We start from the raw sequence: 16,154 nt of genomic DNA, 5'->3' as shown, positions 1-16,154 counted from the left end.
CAGCCGCGTTGCTATTCGATGACTTTGGTGGCGCGGGAAAGCACGCTCTGCGGCAGGGTGACGCCCATCTTGGCCGCAGCAGCCTTGTTGACGACGAGATCGCTGCCGGCTGCGGTCTTGACCGCGATATCACCGGGGTTTTCGCCCTTCAGCACCCGCACGACGATTTCGCCGGTCTGCTTGCCGACATCGTAATAGTTGAAGCCGAGGGCGGCGATCGACCCGCGCGAAACCGAATCCGTATCGGCGGTGAAGAGCGGCAGCTTGCTCTCTTCGGCGACCGCGACGGCGCCTTCCAGCGCCGAGATGATCGTGTTGTCGGTCGGGATGTAGATCACATCGGCGCGGCCGACGAGGGCGCGTGCCCCACCCTGAACCTCGGCCGATTTGGTGGCAGCCGATTCCACAACCTTCAGGCCGGCCTTTTCGGCTTCGGACTTCAACACGGCGAGCAGCGAAACGGAGTTCGCCTCGCCTGAGTTGTAGAGATAACCGATGGTTTTCACATCAGGCAGGATCTCCTTGATCAGCGCGATGTGCTCGGCGACCGGCGACATGTCGGAAAGGCCGGTGACGTTGCCGCCTGGTTTATCCAAGTTCTTGACGAGCTGGGCGCCGAGCGGATCGGAGACCGCCGTGAAGACGACCGGGATGTCGCGCGTCGAGGAGACGACCGCTTGGGCCGAGGGCGTGGAGATCGGCACGATGACATTCGGCTCGTCGCCGGCGAACTGGCGGGCGATCTGGGCGGCCGTCGCCGGATTGCCCTGCGCCGACTCGAACACAAATTTCAGGTTCTCGCCCTCCTTGTAGCCGGCCGCCGTCAGCGCATCGAGAATGCCCTTGCGCGCAGCATCCAGCGCCGGATGTTCGACGATCGCCGTCACGGCAACGGTGACGTTATCGGCTTTCGCGGGCAGGGAAAGGGCCAAAGTGGCGGCGAGAGCGAGCAGAACCGGGCGCATTTGTATCCTCCTGAATGATTTTGGCGCCAGTTTTAGGAAAAGCGCCTCCTGAAATCAATCGCGGAGAATTGTAGCGAGGATCAAACTTGCTGATCAGTCGTCGGCGCCGTGATTGGCAATCATCATCGCCTCGAAGGCCAGGCGCTCGGTCTTGCGCATGCGTTCGGAGTCCGATTTCAGCTGGCCGCAGGCGGCAAGAATATCACGGCCGCGCGGCGTGCGGATCGGCGAGGCGTAACCCGCCGAGTTGATGAAATCGGCAAACTTTTCGATCTGCTCCCAGTCGGAACACTGGTAGTTGGTGCCGGGCCAGGGATTGAACGGAATGAGGTTGATCTTAGCCGGCACGCCCTTCAGCAGCTTGATCAGCCCCTTGGCGTCCTCAAGGCTGTCGTTGACATCCTTCAGCATCACATATTCGAAGGTGATGCGCCGCGCATTGGATAGGCCAGGATAAGACTTGCACGCCTCGATCAGCTCCTTCAGCGGGTACTTCTTGTTGATCGGCACGAGAATGTCGCGCAGATCGTCGCGCACCGCATGCAGCGAGATCGCCAGCATGACGCCGATCTCATCGCCGGTGCGGAAAATCTCCGGCACGACACCGGAGGTGGAAAGCGTCACTCGGCGCCTGGACAGCGACAGGCCGTCGCCATCCGTGGCGATCAGCAATGCCTGTTTGACGGCGTCGAAATTATAGAGCGGCTCACCCATGCCCATCATCACGATGTTGCTGACCTTGCGGCCCTCGGCCGGCATGATCGTACCCTGCGGCGCTTGACGATCCGGGAAGTCGCCGAGCCGATCGCGGGCAAGCAGCAGCTGCGACAGAATTTCCTCTGCGGTCAGGTTGCGCACCAGACGCTGTGTCCCGGTATGACAGAAGGAACAGGTCAGCGTGCAGCCGACCTGGCTGGAAAGACAGAGCGTGCCGCGGCCCTCTTCCGGAATATAGACGGCTTCGATCTCGACGGGACGCCCGGCGCCCCGCGGGGGGAAACGCAGCAGCCATTTGCGCGTGCCGTCGTTCGAGACCTGCTCCTCGACGATCTCCGGACGCTCGATGGTGAAATGCTGCTTCAGCATCTCCCGCATGTCTTTGGCGACATTCGTCATATGGTCGAAATCGGAGACGCCGCGCACATAGATCCAGTTCCAGAGCTGCGCGACGCGCATCTTGATCTGTTTCTCGGCCACACCCTTTTCCCGGAGTGCCGCCCCCATCTCCTCGCGCGACAGCCCGATCAAAGACGGCTTTTCGAGGCTGGCGGAGGTGCGCGCCTGCGGCTTGCTAACAACGATCGCATCCATGACGGACATAGGCATTCATCCCGAATTCAAACATGTCCTGCCCCTGCGAGCCCGCACGCTTCGGGGGGAACCGGAAGACTTGCGGACGCATGACGGCAGATCGGCAAAAATTGAATGGCGGAACGGCGACTGATCGCAATCTATCCGCTGTTGGCGCCGGCTTTAGCATCATTTTGCCCGCCCGTCACTATAGATGGAAAACGGCAAAGGCCGGCGCAAGGCCGGCCCCTGGAAACTCTGCGGCTGGAGACCGCTTACTTGCAGCTTTCGATCTGCTTCAGCGCAGCCGAGATGCCCGAGAGCGAATAGCTGTAGGAGGTGCCGGTGCCCTTGCGCGAAACGGCATTCACCGTCATCGAATGACCGGTCTTCATGGCCGCGACGAGGGCTGGCTCCTGCGCGGCATTCTCGACCCAGCCGGCCTTGTCCTTGGTGAACATCACGAAGGTCTTGTTGTCGATGACGACGTTGATCTTCGAATTTTCCTTCACCGTGTAGCCCATCATCGCCTGCGGTTCGTAGGAGATGTTCTGGCCCGGACGCTGCGAGACGATGAAGAAGTTGTCGCCATGGTCGACGCTTGCCGGCTGCTTTGCCGTCGGAACGGACAGCACATAGCAGACGGTGCTGTTGCCCGACTTGTAGGAGTAGGCGCCCCATGCCTGGAACTGCTGGATGCGGTTCGGCGCAGCGGCCTGCTGCGCTGCCGCAACTCCGGCCATGACAAGGGTGAGTGCGAGAGCGGATACGATACTTTTTACAAACATGGATTCCTGCCGGTTCTTGCGATCAAGGCCCGAAGCGATCATAGCGGGCGCCGCATAATCACGATCTGCTTTATTTTGACTTAATTCAGGTTACCAAATGGTCAACAATAGCCGCGATTTGTATGTGCCTGTGTCATTTCAGCTCGAGTGTCAATTTTCGACCCTTTGACGGCATCGGCCGCAACACCCTGTCCCGATGGTACTGGCCGTCCGTTCCGCTGAATTTAAGACACAAAGATTCAGGCAAGAGTTTGACCTTTCCCAAATCCGTTGTACCTCATTAAGACTTGGAAATCCGATACGAATTTATTGCGCAGGGGGCTTGTGAGGGGACATGGATGCCGAGGAAAGACAGCGTTTCGCTGCCCTCGCGAAGGCCGTCGCCAGAAATCGCGACCAGCAGGCCTTTTCCATCCTGTTCGACTATTTCGCGCCCCGTCTGAAAGCCTGGCTGATGCGCCAGAAGATGGCATCAGGCGAGGCCGAGGAACTGGTTCAGGAGATCATGATCGTGCTCTGGCACAAGGCCGATCTCTACGATGCCACGCGATCTTCGCTCTCGACCTGGCTTTTCCGCATTGCCCGCAATCGCCGCATCGACATGCAGCGCCGCGTCAATACCCGCATCTTCGATGAAACCGATCCGGCTCTGCAGCCGCCGGCCGAAATCGGCGCCGAGGAAATCGTCGCCAATGACGATCGCGACGCCAGGATACGTGCCGCCGTCGGCCAATTGCCGGAGGAGCAGCGCGACATGCTGCGCGCCGCCTTCTTCCTCGGTCAATCGCACTCGGAAATCGCCGAAGCGACCGGGCTGCCGCTCGGCACGGTGAAGTCGCGGATCCGGCTTGCCTTCGGCAAGCTCCGCAAGATGCTGGAGCGCGAGATGGCATAATGTATGTCGCCGAGAAGCGTGCAGCGATTCCGGGCAACATGCATAAACAAAGGACTGAAGCGCGTCACATGATTCGAATTTGATGCGACGCGCTTTAAATCGTCTTCATCGTTTCCTCAGTCCGGTCGGCCAGAACGCGGTCGGCCGCTTCGTAGTGACCCGGGCGGATATGGCCACGCACCATGGCAAAGGCGGCCGACAGCACGGCGATGTCGTCGGAAAATCCGATGACGGCGAAAACATCCGGGATCATGTCGATCGGCATGACGAAATAGGCAAGCGCTGCGAGCAGCACGCCGCGCACCTTCGTCGGCGTCTGCGGATCGAGCGCGCAGTAGAAACCGGCGACGACATCGCGCGAAAACGGAATCTGCCGCACGGCCCGCCGGAAAGTCGGCCAGAATTTCTGCCGCACAGTCTTTTCCCGCCGGCTCTGAGTATCCTCGTCGCCGGGCAACAGGATTTCCCCGAATTTGACGTCGTTCATCCCTTCGATCCTTTCGTCCAAGCGAACATATGGTGATCGCGCCCACTCTTTCAATCGGCCCCTTTCAATCGGCCCCGCTTTCAAACGCCGCGTCGGGCCGCAACCTTGTCCATCGCCTTGGCAAGCTTGAAATCCAGCTCCGTCAGTCCGCCGGCATCATGCGTGTTCAGCGTCACGTCCACCCTGGAATAGACGTTGAACCATTCCGGGTGGTGATTGAGCTTCTCGGCCGTAATCGCTGCTTCGGTCATGAAGCCGAAAGCCTCGACAAAGTTTGCAAACTTGAACGTCCTCGATATTGCAGAGGCCGCATCATTGAGCGCCCAGCCCGCAAGCCCCGCCATTTCAGCCTCCACCGCCGTCCGTTCCAGTCTTTCCATTTTCATGCCCTGCTCCTCCTCTCATCTGCCGACAGGTCTATCGATGATAGCGTATCAATATCCCCTTCGTTTGCATGGGCAATATATGCCGTTCTCCACTCGAGCATGATGTCATAAGAAAACCGCTCACACTTTTCGGCATCATGCTCTGCGGAGGGAATTTTCAGCCACCTCGCCGCCGAGGTTGATTTGAGTGGCCACTTCACGATCGATTCCGCCGGCACCGGCGGTCGGCAGAGGGCGAGCCACCTGACCGGCGGTCGATCGTCACCGCGAAAAGCCACGGCATCGACATATCCGGGCGACGCGCCCGCCGAATCCGCTCAAGCGATTTCAGGGATTTCGATCTGATCCTGGCCATGGACCGCGACAACCTTGCGGTGCTCGGCAACATCGCACCGCCTGAGGCGACCATCCGCCTCTTCGGCGATATCGCGCTTGGAACGGGAGAGGATATTCCCGATCCCTATTATGGCGGCCAAGCAGATTTCGAGCCGATCTACACCATGCCCTTGATCGGCTGCAGCAGACTGCTCGAAACGCTTGGGGCCGAGCGCGCCTCGTGCAGCGGGAACACTTCCTCGGTGAGGTAAGGGCCGCCGCCGACCGATTCGCGCGACGACAGCAGCACGAAGCGCGGCGCGGTGAAGGTTGCGGTATAAAAGTTGCCGTGTCCCGCCAGGTACTGCACGACATCGTCGAGCCGCGACGATTTGAGCCGCGCCAGCGTTACATGCGGCATGAACTTGCGCGGATCCGGCGGCAGGCCGATACGCTGGCAGATGCGCTCGATCTCACCCTGCAGCGCATGCATTTCAGGCGATTGCGAAACACCGGCCCAGACCGAATGCGGTTTCTTCGAGCCGAAGGAACCGATGCCTTCGAGCCGGAACTGGAATTCCGGCCGGTCGATCCGGTCGAGGCGTTCGACGATTTCATCGGCCGTGCGGCCGTCGACATCACCGATGAAGCGCAGCGTGATGTGGTAATTCTCCACATCGATCCATCGTGCTCCGGGGAGGCCACCGCGCAGCAATGAAAGGCTCATCGCCGCATTGCGCGGAATTTCGAGGGCGGTAAACAGTCTCGGCATAACGAGCACTCCCCGAATCTTTTGCAGATGCTTACACGGAATCACGCAATCAACAGCCGCGCAAGTCCCTATTTCTTCACAGAAGAAATCGCTTCGACGAAATTTGTGACGGCGGGCTCCATCTTCCCGACCATGATCTCGACACCTCTCGTATTCGGATGCATGCCGTCTTCAAGTTTGAGCCCGGGATCCAGCGCGACACCGTCGAGAAAGAACGCATAGAGCGGAAGTCCGTGTTTTTCCGAAAGCCTCTGGTAGATCGGGTTGAACCGCGCCGCATAATCCGCCCCCATGTTCGGCGGCGCCATTATGCCGGCAAGCAAGACGGCAATCCCGCGATCCTTTAGCCGAGCAATCATCTGATCGAGATTCTTCTCGCTTTCTCCAGGCGGGATGCCGCGCAACGCATCATTGGCGCCAAGCTCCAAAATGACGCCATCGGTGCCGTCAGGTATCGACCAATCGATGCGCGCAAGCCCCCCTGACGTCGTGTCGCCGGAGACCCCGGCATTGGCAACGGCGACGTCGAGCCCCTTCGCCTTCAGGGCCGCCTGCAGCTTTTCCGGAAAACCGTCGCCGGGCGGCAGCTGGTAGCCCGCCATCAAACTGTCCCCGAAACCGACGAGATTGATCGTCCGCGCATCGGCTGCAGCGGCAAAGATCAACGAGACGGCAATGACGGTGAATTGAAGCGCGGCAACTTTAAATCTCATTCTGGCTTCCCTAGATTGGCGAAGTGCCGTCATGCGGCCATTCGATCACAGACTTATATAGGGCGATTTCTGTTGGCAAAAACCATCATCGAGTTGAAGGGCGCCGATCTGACGCTTGGCAGTGCGGCCGCTTCCGTGCATGTGCTGAAGGGCATCGATCTCGATATCGATGCCGGCGAATCCGTCGGCATCGTCGGTCCCTCCGGTTCCGGCAAGTCGACCCTGCTGATGGTGCTTGCCGGGTTGGAAAAACTCGACAGCGGCGAAATCAACATCAACGACACGCCGCTCCACGCGCTGAGCGAGGACCAGGTCGCCGATTTCCGCGGCCGCAACATCGGCATCGTCTTCCAGTCTTTCCATCTGATCGCCAACATGACGGCGCTGGAAAACGTCGCCGTGCCGCTGGAGCTCGCCAATGTCGGCAACGCTTTCGAGATCGCCCACCGCGAGCTGAAATCGGTCGGCCTCGGCGAACGGCTGAACCATTATCCCGGCCAGCTTTCCGGCGGCGAACAGCAGCGCGTGGCGATCGCCAGGGCGCTTGCCCCCTCGCCGGCCCTGCTGATCGCCGATGAACCGACTGGCAATCTCGACACCGAGACCGGTCGCCAGATCGCCGACCTGCTGTTCTCCAAGCAAGCCGAACGCGGCATGACCCTGCTTCTCGTCACCCATGACGTCTCGCTGGCAAACCGCTGCTCGCGCCAGATTCGCGTCCGCTCCGGCAGGATCGAAGGCGACAGCGCCGCCCGCCAGAACGAGGCGGCGATCGCATGAGCATCATCACGCCACGCGTCTCGCTTGCTTTTCGCCTGGCGCTCCGCGAGCTGCGCGGCGGCATTGCCGGCTTCTACATTTTCCTCGCCTGTATCGCCCTCGGCACCGGCGCCATCGCCGCCGTCAATTCCGTTTCGCAGTCGATCACCGACACGATTGCCTCGCAGGGGCAGGAGCTGCTGGCCGGCGACGTCCGCTTCGAGCTCAACAACCGCGAGGCGAAGCCTGAGGAAATGAGTTTCCTCGAAGGCCTCGGCACCGTTTCGGTGTCGACGGGCCTGCGCTCGATGGCCCGCAAACCTGACGGTTCCGATCAGGCGCTGGTCGAAGTCAAGGCCGTCGACGACGCCTACCCACTCTACGGCCGCTTCGTGGCCGAGCCGGACTATCCGCTCGCGGCGCTGCTTTCCGGCCAGGGCGGCACCTATGGTGCCGTCGCAGCCCCACTGCTTCTCGATCGGCTCGGGCTTGCGGTCGGCGACGAATTGCTGCTCGGCAATGTCAAGCTCAGCATCACCGGCACGGTCAAAACCGAGCCGGATGCGCTGTCGGAAGGTTTCGGCTTTGCGCCGCGTCTGCTCGTCAGCCGCCGGGCGCTCGAAGCCTCCGGGCTGATCCAGACGGGAAGCCTGGTCGAACATGCCTATAAGATCCGGCTGGAAGACAAGGGTGCGATGGTGGGCATCCAGGCACGCGCCGCCAAGGAATTTCCCTCCGCCGGCTGGGCTGTCCGCACCAGCGACCGCGCCGCCCCGTCGCTCACCGAAAACATCACCCGCTTCTCGCAGTTCCTGACACTGGTCGGCTTGACCGCGCTGATCGTCGGTGGCGTCGGTGTCGCCAATGCCGTGCGCGCCTTCCTCGATTCCAAACGCACCACCATCGCCACCTTCAAATGTCTGGGTGCGCCGGCGCAGGTCGTCGTGTTGATCTATCTTTTCCAGATCGCCATCATCGCGCTTGGCGGCATCCTGATCGGCCTCGTCATCGGCGCCCTGTCGCCGATCTTCGCCGCCCAGTTCCTGGCGCAATTCCTGCCGGTGTCGACAGTACCGACCCTCTATCCCGGCGCCCTGCTGCTGGCGACGCTGTTCGGCATCCTGACGACGCTTGCCTTCGCCATCCTGCCGCTCGGCCATGCCCGCGAAGTGCCGGCGACCGCACTCTTTCGCGAACAGGGTTTCGAAGCCCGCAGCCTGCCCTCCTGGCCCTACATTCTGCTGGCCGCGCTGTTCATGGCCGCCCTTGCCGGCCTTGCCATCCTCACCGCCTATGACCGCTTCATCGCCGTCGTCTTTGTCGGCGCCATCGTCTTCGCCTTCGTCGTGCTGCGCCTCGTCGCAGCAGCGATCGCCTGGCTTGCGCGCCGCAGCCCGCGGGTCAATTCCCCGGCATTGCGGCTAGCAATCGGCAACATCCATCGCCCCGGCGCCCTGACGCCCTCGGTGGTGCTCTCGCTCGGCCTCGGCCTGGCGTTGCTGGTGACGCTGACCTTGATCGACGGAAATCTGCGCCAGCAACTGACCGGCCGCATGAACGAGGGCGCGCCGAACTTCTTCTTCGTCGATATCCAGAGCGCCGAGGTCGACGCCTTCCGCGATCTCGTCCAGGCGCAGGCGCCGCAGGGCAAGCTCGTCGAAGTGCCGATGCTGCGCGGCCGGATCGTCGCCTTCAACGGCGAGGACGTCACCAAGATGAACGTGCCGGCCGCCGGCCGCTGGGTGCTGAACGGCGATCGCGGCATCACCTATGCCGACACCCTGCCGGAGAATGCCGCGCTCACCGAAGGCAGCTGGTGGGACAAGGATTACAGCGGCGAGCCGCTCGTCTCCTTCTCCTCGGAAGAGGCGCATGAACTCGGCCTGAAGATTGGCGATAAGGTCACCGTCAACGTGCTCGGCCGCAACATCACCGCCAAGATCGCCAATCTGCGCCGCGTCCAATGGGAATCGCTGTCGATCAACTTCGTCATGGTCTTCTCGCCGAACACTTTTCGCGGCGCGCCGCATGCGTGGCTGGCGACGCTCACCGATCCCTCCTCGACGCCGGCCGAAGATGCGGCGATCCTGAAATCCGTCACCAACACCTATCCGACGATCACCAGCGTCCGCGTCAAGGACGCAATCGATATCGTCAACCAGTTGGTGGCGCAGCTTGCGACCGCAATTCGCGCCGCCGCCTCCGTCGCCCTCATCGCTTCGATCCTCGTCCTGGCCGGCGCGCTTGCCGCCGGAAACCGGGCGCGCACCCACGATGCAGTGGTGCTGAAGACGCTTGGCGCCACCCGCGCCATGCTGATCCGCGCCTTCAGCTACGAATATCTGATCCTCGGGCTGGCAACCGCGATCTTCGCGCTGATCGCCGGCGGCGTCGCCGCCTGGTTCATCGTCGCCCGTATCATGCGCCTGCCCTCGGCGTTTCTGCCCGACGTGGCTGGCCTGACGCTGGTGACCGCGCTCGTCCTCACCGTCGGCATCGGCCTGATCGGCACCTGGCGCATCCTCGGGCAGAAGGCGGCGCCCGTCCTGCGCGAGCTCTAACCGGCAGCGACGCCCAAACCCTTCACCTTACGGCGATTTAACCGGCCGAGCCTTTGCAAGCCTCTTGTTTGCGATCGGCGGAAGCCTCATATTGTCTGCAGGCATGCTGGAGCTCCGCAGCGGCGCCCGGGTCGAAAACCCGACACCGTATTTCCATCGGAGCTTGTAAGAGGAAACTATGGCTGACCTTCGTAACTATCAAAGCCGCGCGCAGACCGGCGAGATGATTGATCAAGGCCTGCGCACTTATATGCTCAAGGTCTACAACCTGATGGCGCTGGGTCTGGCGATCACCGGTGTGGCCGCATATCTCGGATTCAACTTCGCTGTTCAGGACGGCCAGCTCACCCAGTTCGGCGTGCTGCTGTTCCAGTCGCCTTTGCGCTGGGTCGTCATCCTTGCGCCTCTTGCGGCCGTCTTCTTCCTGAGCTTCCGCATTAACAGCATGAGCGTGGCCGCCGCCCAGACGACTTTCTGGGTCTATGCCGCACTCGTCGGCTTGTCGCTCTCATCGATCTTCCTGGTCTACACCGGCCAGAGCGTCGTTCAGACTTTCTTCGTCACCGCCGCCTCCTTCGGCGCGCTGTCGCTTTACGGCTACACCACGAAGCGTAACCTGTCGGCGATGGGCTCGTTCCTGATCATGGGTCTTTTCGGCCTGATCATCGCTTCGATCGTCAACATCTTCCTGGCGTCGTCTGCGCTGCAGTTCGCGATCTCCGCGATCGGCGTCCTGATCTTCGCAGGCCTAACCGCCTACGACACGCAGCGGATCAAGGAATTGTACCTGGAAGCCGATGACGTCGCTGTCGCCGGCCGCAAGGCGATCATGGGTGCGCTGACGCTCTATCTCGACTTCATCAACCTCTTCATGTTCCTGCTGCAGTTCATGGGCAACCGTAAATAAGCAGGACAGACTGAGATCGAAAAGGCGGCTTCGGCCGCCTTTTTTGTTGCGCCGGCTTTCGCGGAATGGTTTAGGAAAGACCTTGCCCTCCGATGGACCTGCCGCCGAAATGTCCTTCCTCCTGCGCGATGCCTTTGAAGCCGACATCCCCGCCATTGCCGAAATCTACCGGGAATCCGTCCTGAACGGCACGTCGAGCTATGAGATCGCGCCGCCGTCCGAGGCGGAGATGGCGCAACGTTTTGCGGCGATCATCAGTCAGCAGTATCCCTACATCGCCGCAGCCGATGCTGACGGAAACCTGCTCGGCTACGCCTATGCCTCGGCTTTTCGCGTCCGTCCGGCCTATCGCTGGATGGTCGAGGATTCGATTTATCTGGCGCCCGAAGCCCGCGGCCGCGGCATCGGAAAGGCATTGATGACCGAGCTGATCGACCGCTGCACTGGTCTCGGTTTCCGTCAGATGATCGCCGTCATCGGCGGCGCCAGCCCCGCCTCCATCGCACTTCATCTCAAGGCGGGCTTCGTGGAGGTCGGCCTGATGCGGGGCGCCGGCTACAAGCACGGCCGCTGGCTGGATACGATGCTCATGCAGCGCACCCTCGGCGAGGGCATGACGACCGATCCGGACCCGTTCACCTATCCCGGCACGCTATTTGCCGGCTGATGCATGTCGCCCGGAAGTGTGCAGCGGTTGCGGGATAACGACATGCAGAAAATAGCGTCCTAGTTGTCGACCAGCTTCAGCGCCTTGTCGAACACCTTCAGCACCTGGTTCAACTCGTGACCGCGCTTCAGGATCGTGCCGTGGACGTTGATCACCGAATAGGCGCCCTGCTTGGCGGCAAGTTTCGGGTTTTTCTCGATGCGGAAGAGCGGCATCTCGCCGGAGCGCTTGAAAACGGAAAAGACCGCCCTGTCCTTCAGGTGATCGATGGCGTAGTCGCGCCAGTCGCCGTCACCGACCATACGGCCGTAGATCCACAGAATCGCGTCCAATTCGCGCCGATGGAAGGTCACCGGAAGCGGGTCCTTGCTTTGCTTGTATTCCCTGAGATCGACGACGACTGAGGAACTATTGTCGACGGAACGGCTTTCGCCGTGTCGCAAATCCGGCTGATCTGTCATTCAGTCTCCAAGGCCTCTGCGTGTGACAGGTGAGTGACAGTGTGCCCGAGCTGCCGCAAATTGCAAGAGCGCCGGCCGTCGCATTCGGCCACGCGTCAGCGCGCAAGGACGCTGCAGCACTTTGAATCGGCACATCGTCCGATGCGCATGACAGCGCTGACGCTTTCTCGGTAGCGCCGTATTTCAGTCAAAACAGCGCCTCATTTGCAGGAGAAATATCAATCCCGGTTTGGCGCCAGCGCGCCAAAGGGCCCGGCGAGCGTATCGACCTTAACCCCAGCCCCGAATACGCTCAGCCGGGCCGCCCGGTACTTCATCCGCAATCGGGATGAAATCTCAGATATTTTTGCCAGCCATCACCACGGTCGCGCCCAGGATCGCAGCCGGATCGCCGTTGTCGGTCGCCGATTGCAGCAGGATCGCGCAGCCCTCAAGCTGCGGCCGCTGCAGGACGCTGGCCGGCAGCGTCAGACTGGTCGCCTTGCCGTCCCACATGCCGACGGTTTCGACATTGGTGACGCTGTGCAGATAGGAAATCTTCTTCCCACTGTTCTCGCCCTTTTCGACGTCAATCGTCTTTTCCTTGTCGAAATAGACCATCACGACATTGGCTTTGCCCTGTCCCGCGCCAATCTTGATCTCCAGCTCGTCGCCACGCATCGATGTGCTGATGGGGACGGTCAGCCCATTGCCTTCGCCGCTATAGGTATCGAGCTTGCCGTTGATACCGTTGAGATCGGCGCCGGCCAGATGATCGCGCCCGTTGACGATCGCCTGCGGCGTGTAGACGTTGCTGCGGCCCATTGTCCTTGCATAGCCGTACTGCCGCTCGGTGTTTTCCTTGGAGCTCAGCGTATCGGCCCAGCCGAGATAGTTCCAGTAATCGACATGATAGGCGAGCGCGATGACATCGCCCTGGCTCACCAGCTTGCGGAAAGCCGCATCAGCGGGAGGACACGAGGAGCAGCCCTGCGCCGTAAACAGTTCGACGACACCTTTCGGCGTGCCGTCTTCGGCCTGCAGCGGGCCTGAGAGAACAACGCCGGCTATCAGCGGAATCAGAAAACGGGGGGACATTCACCTGCACCTCTTTTTCAGCGCCGACGGCGTGTTCGAACCGGAGGCCCTGACATATGAACGTACGAATAATCCTTCCGGGTCCAAACGAAAAATCACGAACGGGTGAGGCGCAGCGCAACCGGAACCCGCATAAAACAAATCATCGTGAGGCCCCTCAAATACCGTCGCTGCAAAGAAAAGCCGCCGGAAACTGCTCTCCGGCGGCCATCATCATATTATGAAGCTCTTAACAATCAGGCAGCGAGATCGCGCAGAACCGTCTGCAGGATGCCGCCATTGTTGAGGTAGACCACTTCGTCGAGCGTATCGACGCGCGACAGCAGCGGAACTTCCTTCACAGTGCCGTCGCCATAGGTGATCCTGGCGATCTTCTTCTCGCGCGGCTTGATCTTCTCCAGACCCTCGATGGTGACGAGTTCGTCGCCCTTGAGGCCAAGGCTCTGCCAGGTCGTACCCTCTTCGAAGACGAAGGGAATGATGCCCATGCCGACCAGGTTCGAGCGATGGATACGCTCGAAGGACTGGGCGACGACAGCCTTGACGCCCAGCAGGTTGGTGCCCTTGGCAGCCCAGTCGCGCGAGGAGCCGTTGCCGTATTCGACACCGGCGAAGATGACGAGCGGTACGCCTTCGGCCTTGTACTGCATCGCCGCGTCGTAGATCGAGGTCTCTTCCTTCGACGGGTAGTGGATGGTGTAGCCACCTTCCTTGCCGTTCGGACCGAGCATATGGTTGCGGATGCGGATATTGGCGAAGGTGCCGCGCATCATCACTTCATGGTTGCCGCGGCGCGTGCCGTACTGGTTGAAGTCGGCAACGGCGACCTCATGGCCGAGCAGATAGGCACCTGCAGGGGATGCAGCCTTGATCGAACCGGCCGGGGAAATGTGGTCGGTGGTGATCTTGTCGCCGAACAGGCCAAGGACGCGGGCGCCCTTGATATCGGCGACGCCGCTGCCCTTCTTGCCCATGCCGACGAAGTAAGGCGGGTTCTGGACATAGGTCGAATCGTCGTCCCAGGCATAGGTCTGGCCCGGAGGAACCTGAACGGCCTGCCAGTTGACGTCGCCCTTGAAGACGTCGGCATACTTGCTTTCGTAAAGTTCGCGGGTCACGTATTTCTGGATGAACTCCTGCACCTCGTGCGAGGTTGGCCAGATGTCCTTGAGATAAACCGGATTGCCGTTCTGGTCTTCGCCGATCGGCTCCTTGGTCAGGTCCATCTGCACCGTACCGGCGAGCGCATAGGCGACGACGAGCGGCGGGGAAGCCAGGTAGTTCGCCTGCACGTCGGGCGAAATGCGGCCTTCGAAGTTGCGGTTGCCGGAAAGGACGCCGGAAACGATCAGGCCCTTGTCGTTGATCGTCTTCGAGATCGGCGCCGGCAGCGGGCCGGAATTGCCGATGCAGGTAGTGCAGCCGAAGCCGACGAGGTTGAAGCCGAGCTTGTCGAGATCGGCCTGCAGGCCTGACGTGGCAAGATATTCGCCGACGACTTGCGATCCCGGTGCCAGCGAGGTCTTCACCCAGGGCTTGGTCTTCAGGCCCTTGGCAACGGCATTGCGAGCCAGAAGCCCGGCAGCGATCAGCACCGACGGATTGGAGGTATTGGTGCACGAGGTGATGGCAGCGATCGCCACGTCGCCATGGCCGAGATCGAAATCCGTGCCTTCGACCGCGTAGCGGTTGTTAAGCTGGCCCGGCTTCTTGTAATCGGCATCCATCGAGCCGGCAAAGCCGGTCGCGATGTTCTCGAGCGAGATGCGGCCTTCCGGACGCTTCGGGCCGGCCATTGACGGCACCACGTCGCCGAGATCGAGTTCCAGCGTATCGGTGAAGACGAGATCGGAACCATCACCGTCACGCCACATGCCCTGGGCCTTCGAATAGGCTTCGACGAGCGCGATCCGGTCATGCGTGCGGCCGGACACGGTGAGGTAGTTGATGGTTTCGCCATCGACCGGAAAGAAGCCGCAGGTGGCGCCGTATTCCGGGCCCATATTGCCGATCGTCGCGCGGTCGGCGAGCGGCATATTGTCCATGCCAGGCCCGAAGAATTCGACGAACTTCGAAACGACGCCTTTCTTGCGCAGCATCTGCACGACGGTGAGGACGAGGTCGGTCGCAGTGACGCCTTCCTTGAGCTTGCCGATCAGCTTGAAGCCGATGACTTCAGGCAACAGCATCGAGACCGGCTGGCCGAGCATCGCCGCCTCAGCTTCGATACCGCCCACACCCCAGCCGAGAACGCCGAGACCGTTGATCATCGTCGTGTGGCTGTCGGTGCCGACGCATGTATCCGGATAGGCGATCGTCTCGCCGTCCTCTTCCTTGGTCCAGACGGTCTGTCCAAGATATTCGAGATTGACCTGATGACAGATGCCGGTGCCGGGAGGCACGACGCGGAAATTCTTGAAAGCCTGCTGGCCCCACTTCAGGAAGCGGTAGCGCTCGCCGTTGCGCTGGTATTCCAGCTCGACATTCCTGGCGAAAGCCTGCGGCGTGCCGAATTCGTCGACGATGACCGAGTGGTCGATGACGAGATCGACGGGAACGAGCGGGTTGATCTTCTCGGGATCGCCGCCGAGCGACACCATCGCGTCGCGCATCGCGGCAAGATCGACGACGGCGGGAACGCCGGTGAAGTCCTGCATCAGCACGCGCGCCGGGCGATAGGCGATTTCGTTTTCGACCGCACCCTTATTATTCAGCCATTCGGCAACGGCGAGGATATGCTCCTTGGTGACCGACTGGCCGTCTTCGAAGCGCAGCAGGTTTTCGAGCAGCACCTTCATCGAATAGGGAAGCTTCGAGACGCCGGCCAGACCGTTTGCCTCAGCCTTGGGCAGGCTGTAATAGACATAGTCCTTTCCACCAACGGAAAGCGTGGAACGACAATTGAAACTGTCAAGAGATTTAGACACGAGAGACCCCGTTCTGATAGCCAACACAGTCGTGCGAACGCCTATGCACTTAATGCACATCAGGATGCGGGTACGGCCATTTCCGCTGTCCGCACGTGGAACTGATGCTCCAAGTTCGGCGCAAGGATGAAATTCACGCCGACCGCTGGCGTGGTTGCGGCTCTTATAGATAATTTCCTAAAAA

Annotated in this window: 15 protein-coding genes and 1 pseudogene; 6 read left to right on the top strand and 10 right to left on the bottom strand. The window is 61.0% G+C overall.

What is annotated here, in order from left to right:
• Nucleotides 1-11 precede the first annotated feature (11 nt).
• The 3 genes from RCCGE510_RS18650 to RCCGE510_RS18640 form a co-directional block, all read right to left on the bottom strand.
• Complete coding sequence (locus RCCGE510_RS18650; protein ID WP_007632475.1) at nt 12-965, bottom strand: ABC transporter substrate-binding protein; 954 nt, start codon at nt 963-965, stop codon at nt 12-14.
• A gap of 93 nt (nt 966-1,058) precedes the next feature.
• Nucleotides 1,059-2,285 (bottom strand): 23S rRNA (adenine(2503)-C(2))-methyltransferase RlmN, encoded by a 1,227-nt coding sequence (gene rlmN / locus RCCGE510_RS18645; RefSeq protein WP_007632473.1) that lies wholly within the window; start codon nt 2,283-2,285, stop codon nt 1,059-1,061.
• Between the two features lie 245 nt (nt 2,286-2,530).
• Nucleotides 2,531-3,043: an invasion associated locus B family protein gene (locus RCCGE510_RS18640; RefSeq protein ID WP_007632470.1), complete on the bottom strand. Its 513-nt coding sequence runs from the start codon at nt 3,041-3,043 to the stop codon at nt 2,531-2,533.
• 334 nt (nt 3,044-3,377) lie between these two features.
• Here RCCGE510_RS18640 and RCCGE510_RS18635 point away from each other — a divergent pair, with 334 nt between their 5' ends.
• A complete protein-coding gene (locus RCCGE510_RS18635) occupies nt 3,378-3,938 on the top strand; it encodes a sigma-70 family RNA polymerase sigma factor (protein ID WP_007632469.1) in 561 nt (186 codons plus the stop codon).
• 94 nt (nt 3,939-4,032) lie between these two features.
• On the opposite strand, the gene RCCGE510_RS18630 is transcribed toward RCCGE510_RS18635, so the two are convergent.
• Together RCCGE510_RS18630 and RCCGE510_RS18625 are read right to left on the bottom strand one after the other, a co-directional pair.
• Nucleotides 4,033-4,425 (bottom strand): YkvA family protein, encoded by a 393-nt coding sequence (locus RCCGE510_RS18630; protein WP_007632467.1) that lies wholly within the window; start codon nt 4,423-4,425, stop codon nt 4,033-4,035.
• 80 nt (nt 4,426-4,505) lie between these two features.
• Nucleotides 4,506-4,811: a 4a-hydroxytetrahydrobiopterin dehydratase gene (locus tag RCCGE510_RS18625; protein ID WP_007632466.1), complete on the bottom strand. Its 306-nt coding sequence runs from the start codon at nt 4,809-4,811 to the stop codon at nt 4,506-4,508.
• A 68-nt stretch (nt 4,812-4,879) separates the two neighbouring features.
• On the opposite strand from RCCGE510_RS18625, the pseudogene RCCGE510_RS33550 reads away from it, so the two are divergent.
• Nucleotides 4,880-5,398: pseudogene (locus tag RCCGE510_RS33550) on the top strand (low molecular weight protein-tyrosine-phosphatase).
• Here RCCGE510_RS33550 and thpR read toward each other — a convergent pair.
• Together thpR and RCCGE510_RS18615 are read right to left on the bottom strand one after the other, a co-directional pair.
• On the bottom strand, nt 5,305-5,898 hold the full coding sequence (gene thpR / locus RCCGE510_RS18620) for an RNA 2',3'-cyclic phosphodiesterase (protein WP_007632464.1): 594 nt from the start codon (nt 5,896-5,898) through the stop codon (nt 5,305-5,307). The pseudogene RCCGE510_RS33550 and the gene thpR overlap by 94 nt on opposite strands.
• Before the next feature lie 68 nt (nt 5,899-5,966).
• Entirely contained in the window at nt 5,967-6,611 is a 645-nt protein-coding gene (locus RCCGE510_RS18615; RefSeq protein WP_007632461.1) for an arylesterase, read from the bottom strand.
• 72 nt (nt 6,612-6,683) lie between these two features.
• Between RCCGE510_RS18615 and RCCGE510_RS18610 the strand changes: the two genes are divergently transcribed.
• The 4 genes from RCCGE510_RS18610 to RCCGE510_RS18595 all read left to right on the top strand — a co-directional run bounded on the left by RCCGE510_RS18610 (nt 6,684) and on the right by RCCGE510_RS18595 (nt 11,505).
• Nucleotides 6,684-7,391 (top strand): ABC transporter ATP-binding protein, encoded by a 708-nt coding sequence (locus RCCGE510_RS18610; RefSeq protein ID WP_007632459.1) that lies wholly within the window; start codon nt 6,684-6,686, stop codon nt 7,389-7,391.
• On the top strand, nt 7,388-9,931 hold the full coding sequence (locus RCCGE510_RS18605) for an ABC transporter permease (protein ID WP_007632457.1): 2,544 nt from the start codon (nt 7,388-7,390) through the stop codon (nt 9,929-9,931). Before RCCGE510_RS18610 ends, RCCGE510_RS18605 begins: the two co-directional genes overlap by 4 nt.
• Before the next feature lie 178 nt (nt 9,932-10,109).
• Nucleotides 10,110-10,838 carry a Bax inhibitor-1/YccA family protein gene (locus RCCGE510_RS18600; protein ID WP_007632456.1) on the top strand — a complete coding sequence of 243 codons (729 nt, stop codon included), beginning with the start codon at nt 10,110-10,112 and terminating at the stop codon, nt 10,836-10,838.
• Nucleotides 10,839-10,947: 109 nt separating this feature from the next.
• Entirely contained in the window at nt 10,948-11,505 is a 558-nt protein-coding gene (locus RCCGE510_RS18595) for a GNAT family N-acetyltransferase (RefSeq protein WP_007632455.1), read from the top strand.
• Nucleotides 11,506-11,564: 59 nt separating this feature from the next.
• Here RCCGE510_RS18595 and RCCGE510_RS18590 read toward each other — a convergent pair whose 3' ends face one another.
• The 3 genes from RCCGE510_RS18590 to acnA form a co-directional block, all read right to left on the bottom strand.
• On the bottom strand, nt 11,565-11,966 hold the full coding sequence (locus tag RCCGE510_RS18590) for a DUF2794 domain-containing protein (protein WP_007632454.1): 402 nt from the start codon (nt 11,964-11,966) through the stop codon (nt 11,565-11,567).
• 336 nt (nt 11,967-12,302) lie between these two features.
• Nucleotides 12,303-13,043 (bottom strand): thioredoxin family protein, encoded by a 741-nt coding sequence (locus tag RCCGE510_RS18585; RefSeq protein ID WP_007632453.1) that lies wholly within the window; start codon nt 13,041-13,043, stop codon nt 12,303-12,305.
• Between the two features lie 236 nt (nt 13,044-13,279).
• Nucleotides 13,280-15,970, bottom strand: coding sequence for an aconitate hydratase AcnA (gene acnA, locus RCCGE510_RS18580; RefSeq protein WP_007632452.1), 2,691 nt, complete (start codon nt 15,968-15,970; stop codon nt 13,280-13,282).
• Between the last annotated feature and the right edge of the window lie 184 nt (nt 15,971-16,154).

This window comes from Rhizobium sp. CCGE 510 (genome assembly GCF_000292525.1).
Taxonomy (GTDB): Bacteria; Pseudomonadota; Alphaproteobacteria; order Rhizobiales; family Rhizobiaceae; genus Rhizobium.
The sequence above is the reverse complement of the archived record's forward strand: the minus strand, read 5'-3'. Positions and strand labels throughout refer to the sequence as shown.

What these genes read in the sequence shown, in the direction of transcription:
- RCCGE510_RS18650 (WP_007632475.1), bottom strand. Translation starts at nt 965, where the DNA reads ATGCGCCCGGTTCTGCTCGCTCTCGCCGCCACTTTGGCCCTTTCCCTG.
- rlmN (WP_007632473.1), bottom strand. Translation starts at nt 2,285, where the DNA reads ATGTCCGTCATGGATGCGATCGTTGTTAGCAAGCCGCAGGCGCGCACC.
- RCCGE510_RS18640 (WP_007632470.1), bottom strand. Translation starts at nt 3,043, where the DNA reads ATGTTTGTAAAAAGTATCGTATCCGCTCTCGCACTCACCCTTGTCATG.
- RCCGE510_RS18635 (WP_007632469.1), top strand. Translation starts at nt 3,378, where the DNA reads ATGGATGCCGAGGAAAGACAGCGTTTCGCTGCCCTCGCGAAGGCCGTC.
- RCCGE510_RS18630 (WP_007632467.1), bottom strand. Translation starts at nt 4,425, where the DNA reads ATGAACGACGTCAAATTCGGGGAAATCCTGTTGCCCGGCGACGAGGAT.
- RCCGE510_RS18625 (WP_007632466.1), bottom strand. Translation starts at nt 4,811, where the DNA reads ATGAAAATGGAAAGACTGGAACGGACGGCGGTGGAGGCTGAAATGGCG.
- thpR (WP_007632464.1), bottom strand. Translation starts at nt 5,898, where the DNA reads ATGCCGAGACTGTTTACCGCCCTCGAAATTCCGCGCAATGCGGCGATG.
- RCCGE510_RS18615 (WP_007632461.1), bottom strand. Translation starts at nt 6,611, where the DNA reads ATGAGATTTAAAGTTGCCGCGCTTCAATTCACCGTCATTGCCGTCTCG.
- RCCGE510_RS18605 (WP_007632457.1), top strand. Translation starts at nt 7,388, where the DNA reads ATGAGCATCATCACGCCACGCGTCTCGCTTGCTTTTCGCCTGGCGCTC.
- RCCGE510_RS18600 (WP_007632456.1), top strand. Translation starts at nt 10,110, where the DNA reads ATGGCTGACCTTCGTAACTATCAAAGCCGCGCGCAGACCGGCGAGATG.
- RCCGE510_RS18595 (WP_007632455.1), top strand. Translation starts at nt 10,948, where the DNA reads ATGTCCTTCCTCCTGCGCGATGCCTTTGAAGCCGACATCCCCGCCATT.
- RCCGE510_RS18590 (WP_007632454.1), bottom strand. Translation starts at nt 11,966, where the DNA reads ATGACAGATCAGCCGGATTTGCGACACGGCGAAAGCCGTTCCGTCGAC.
- RCCGE510_RS18585 (WP_007632453.1), bottom strand. Translation starts at nt 13,043, where the DNA reads ATGTCCCCCCGTTTTCTGATTCCGCTGATAGCCGGCGTTGTTCTCTCA.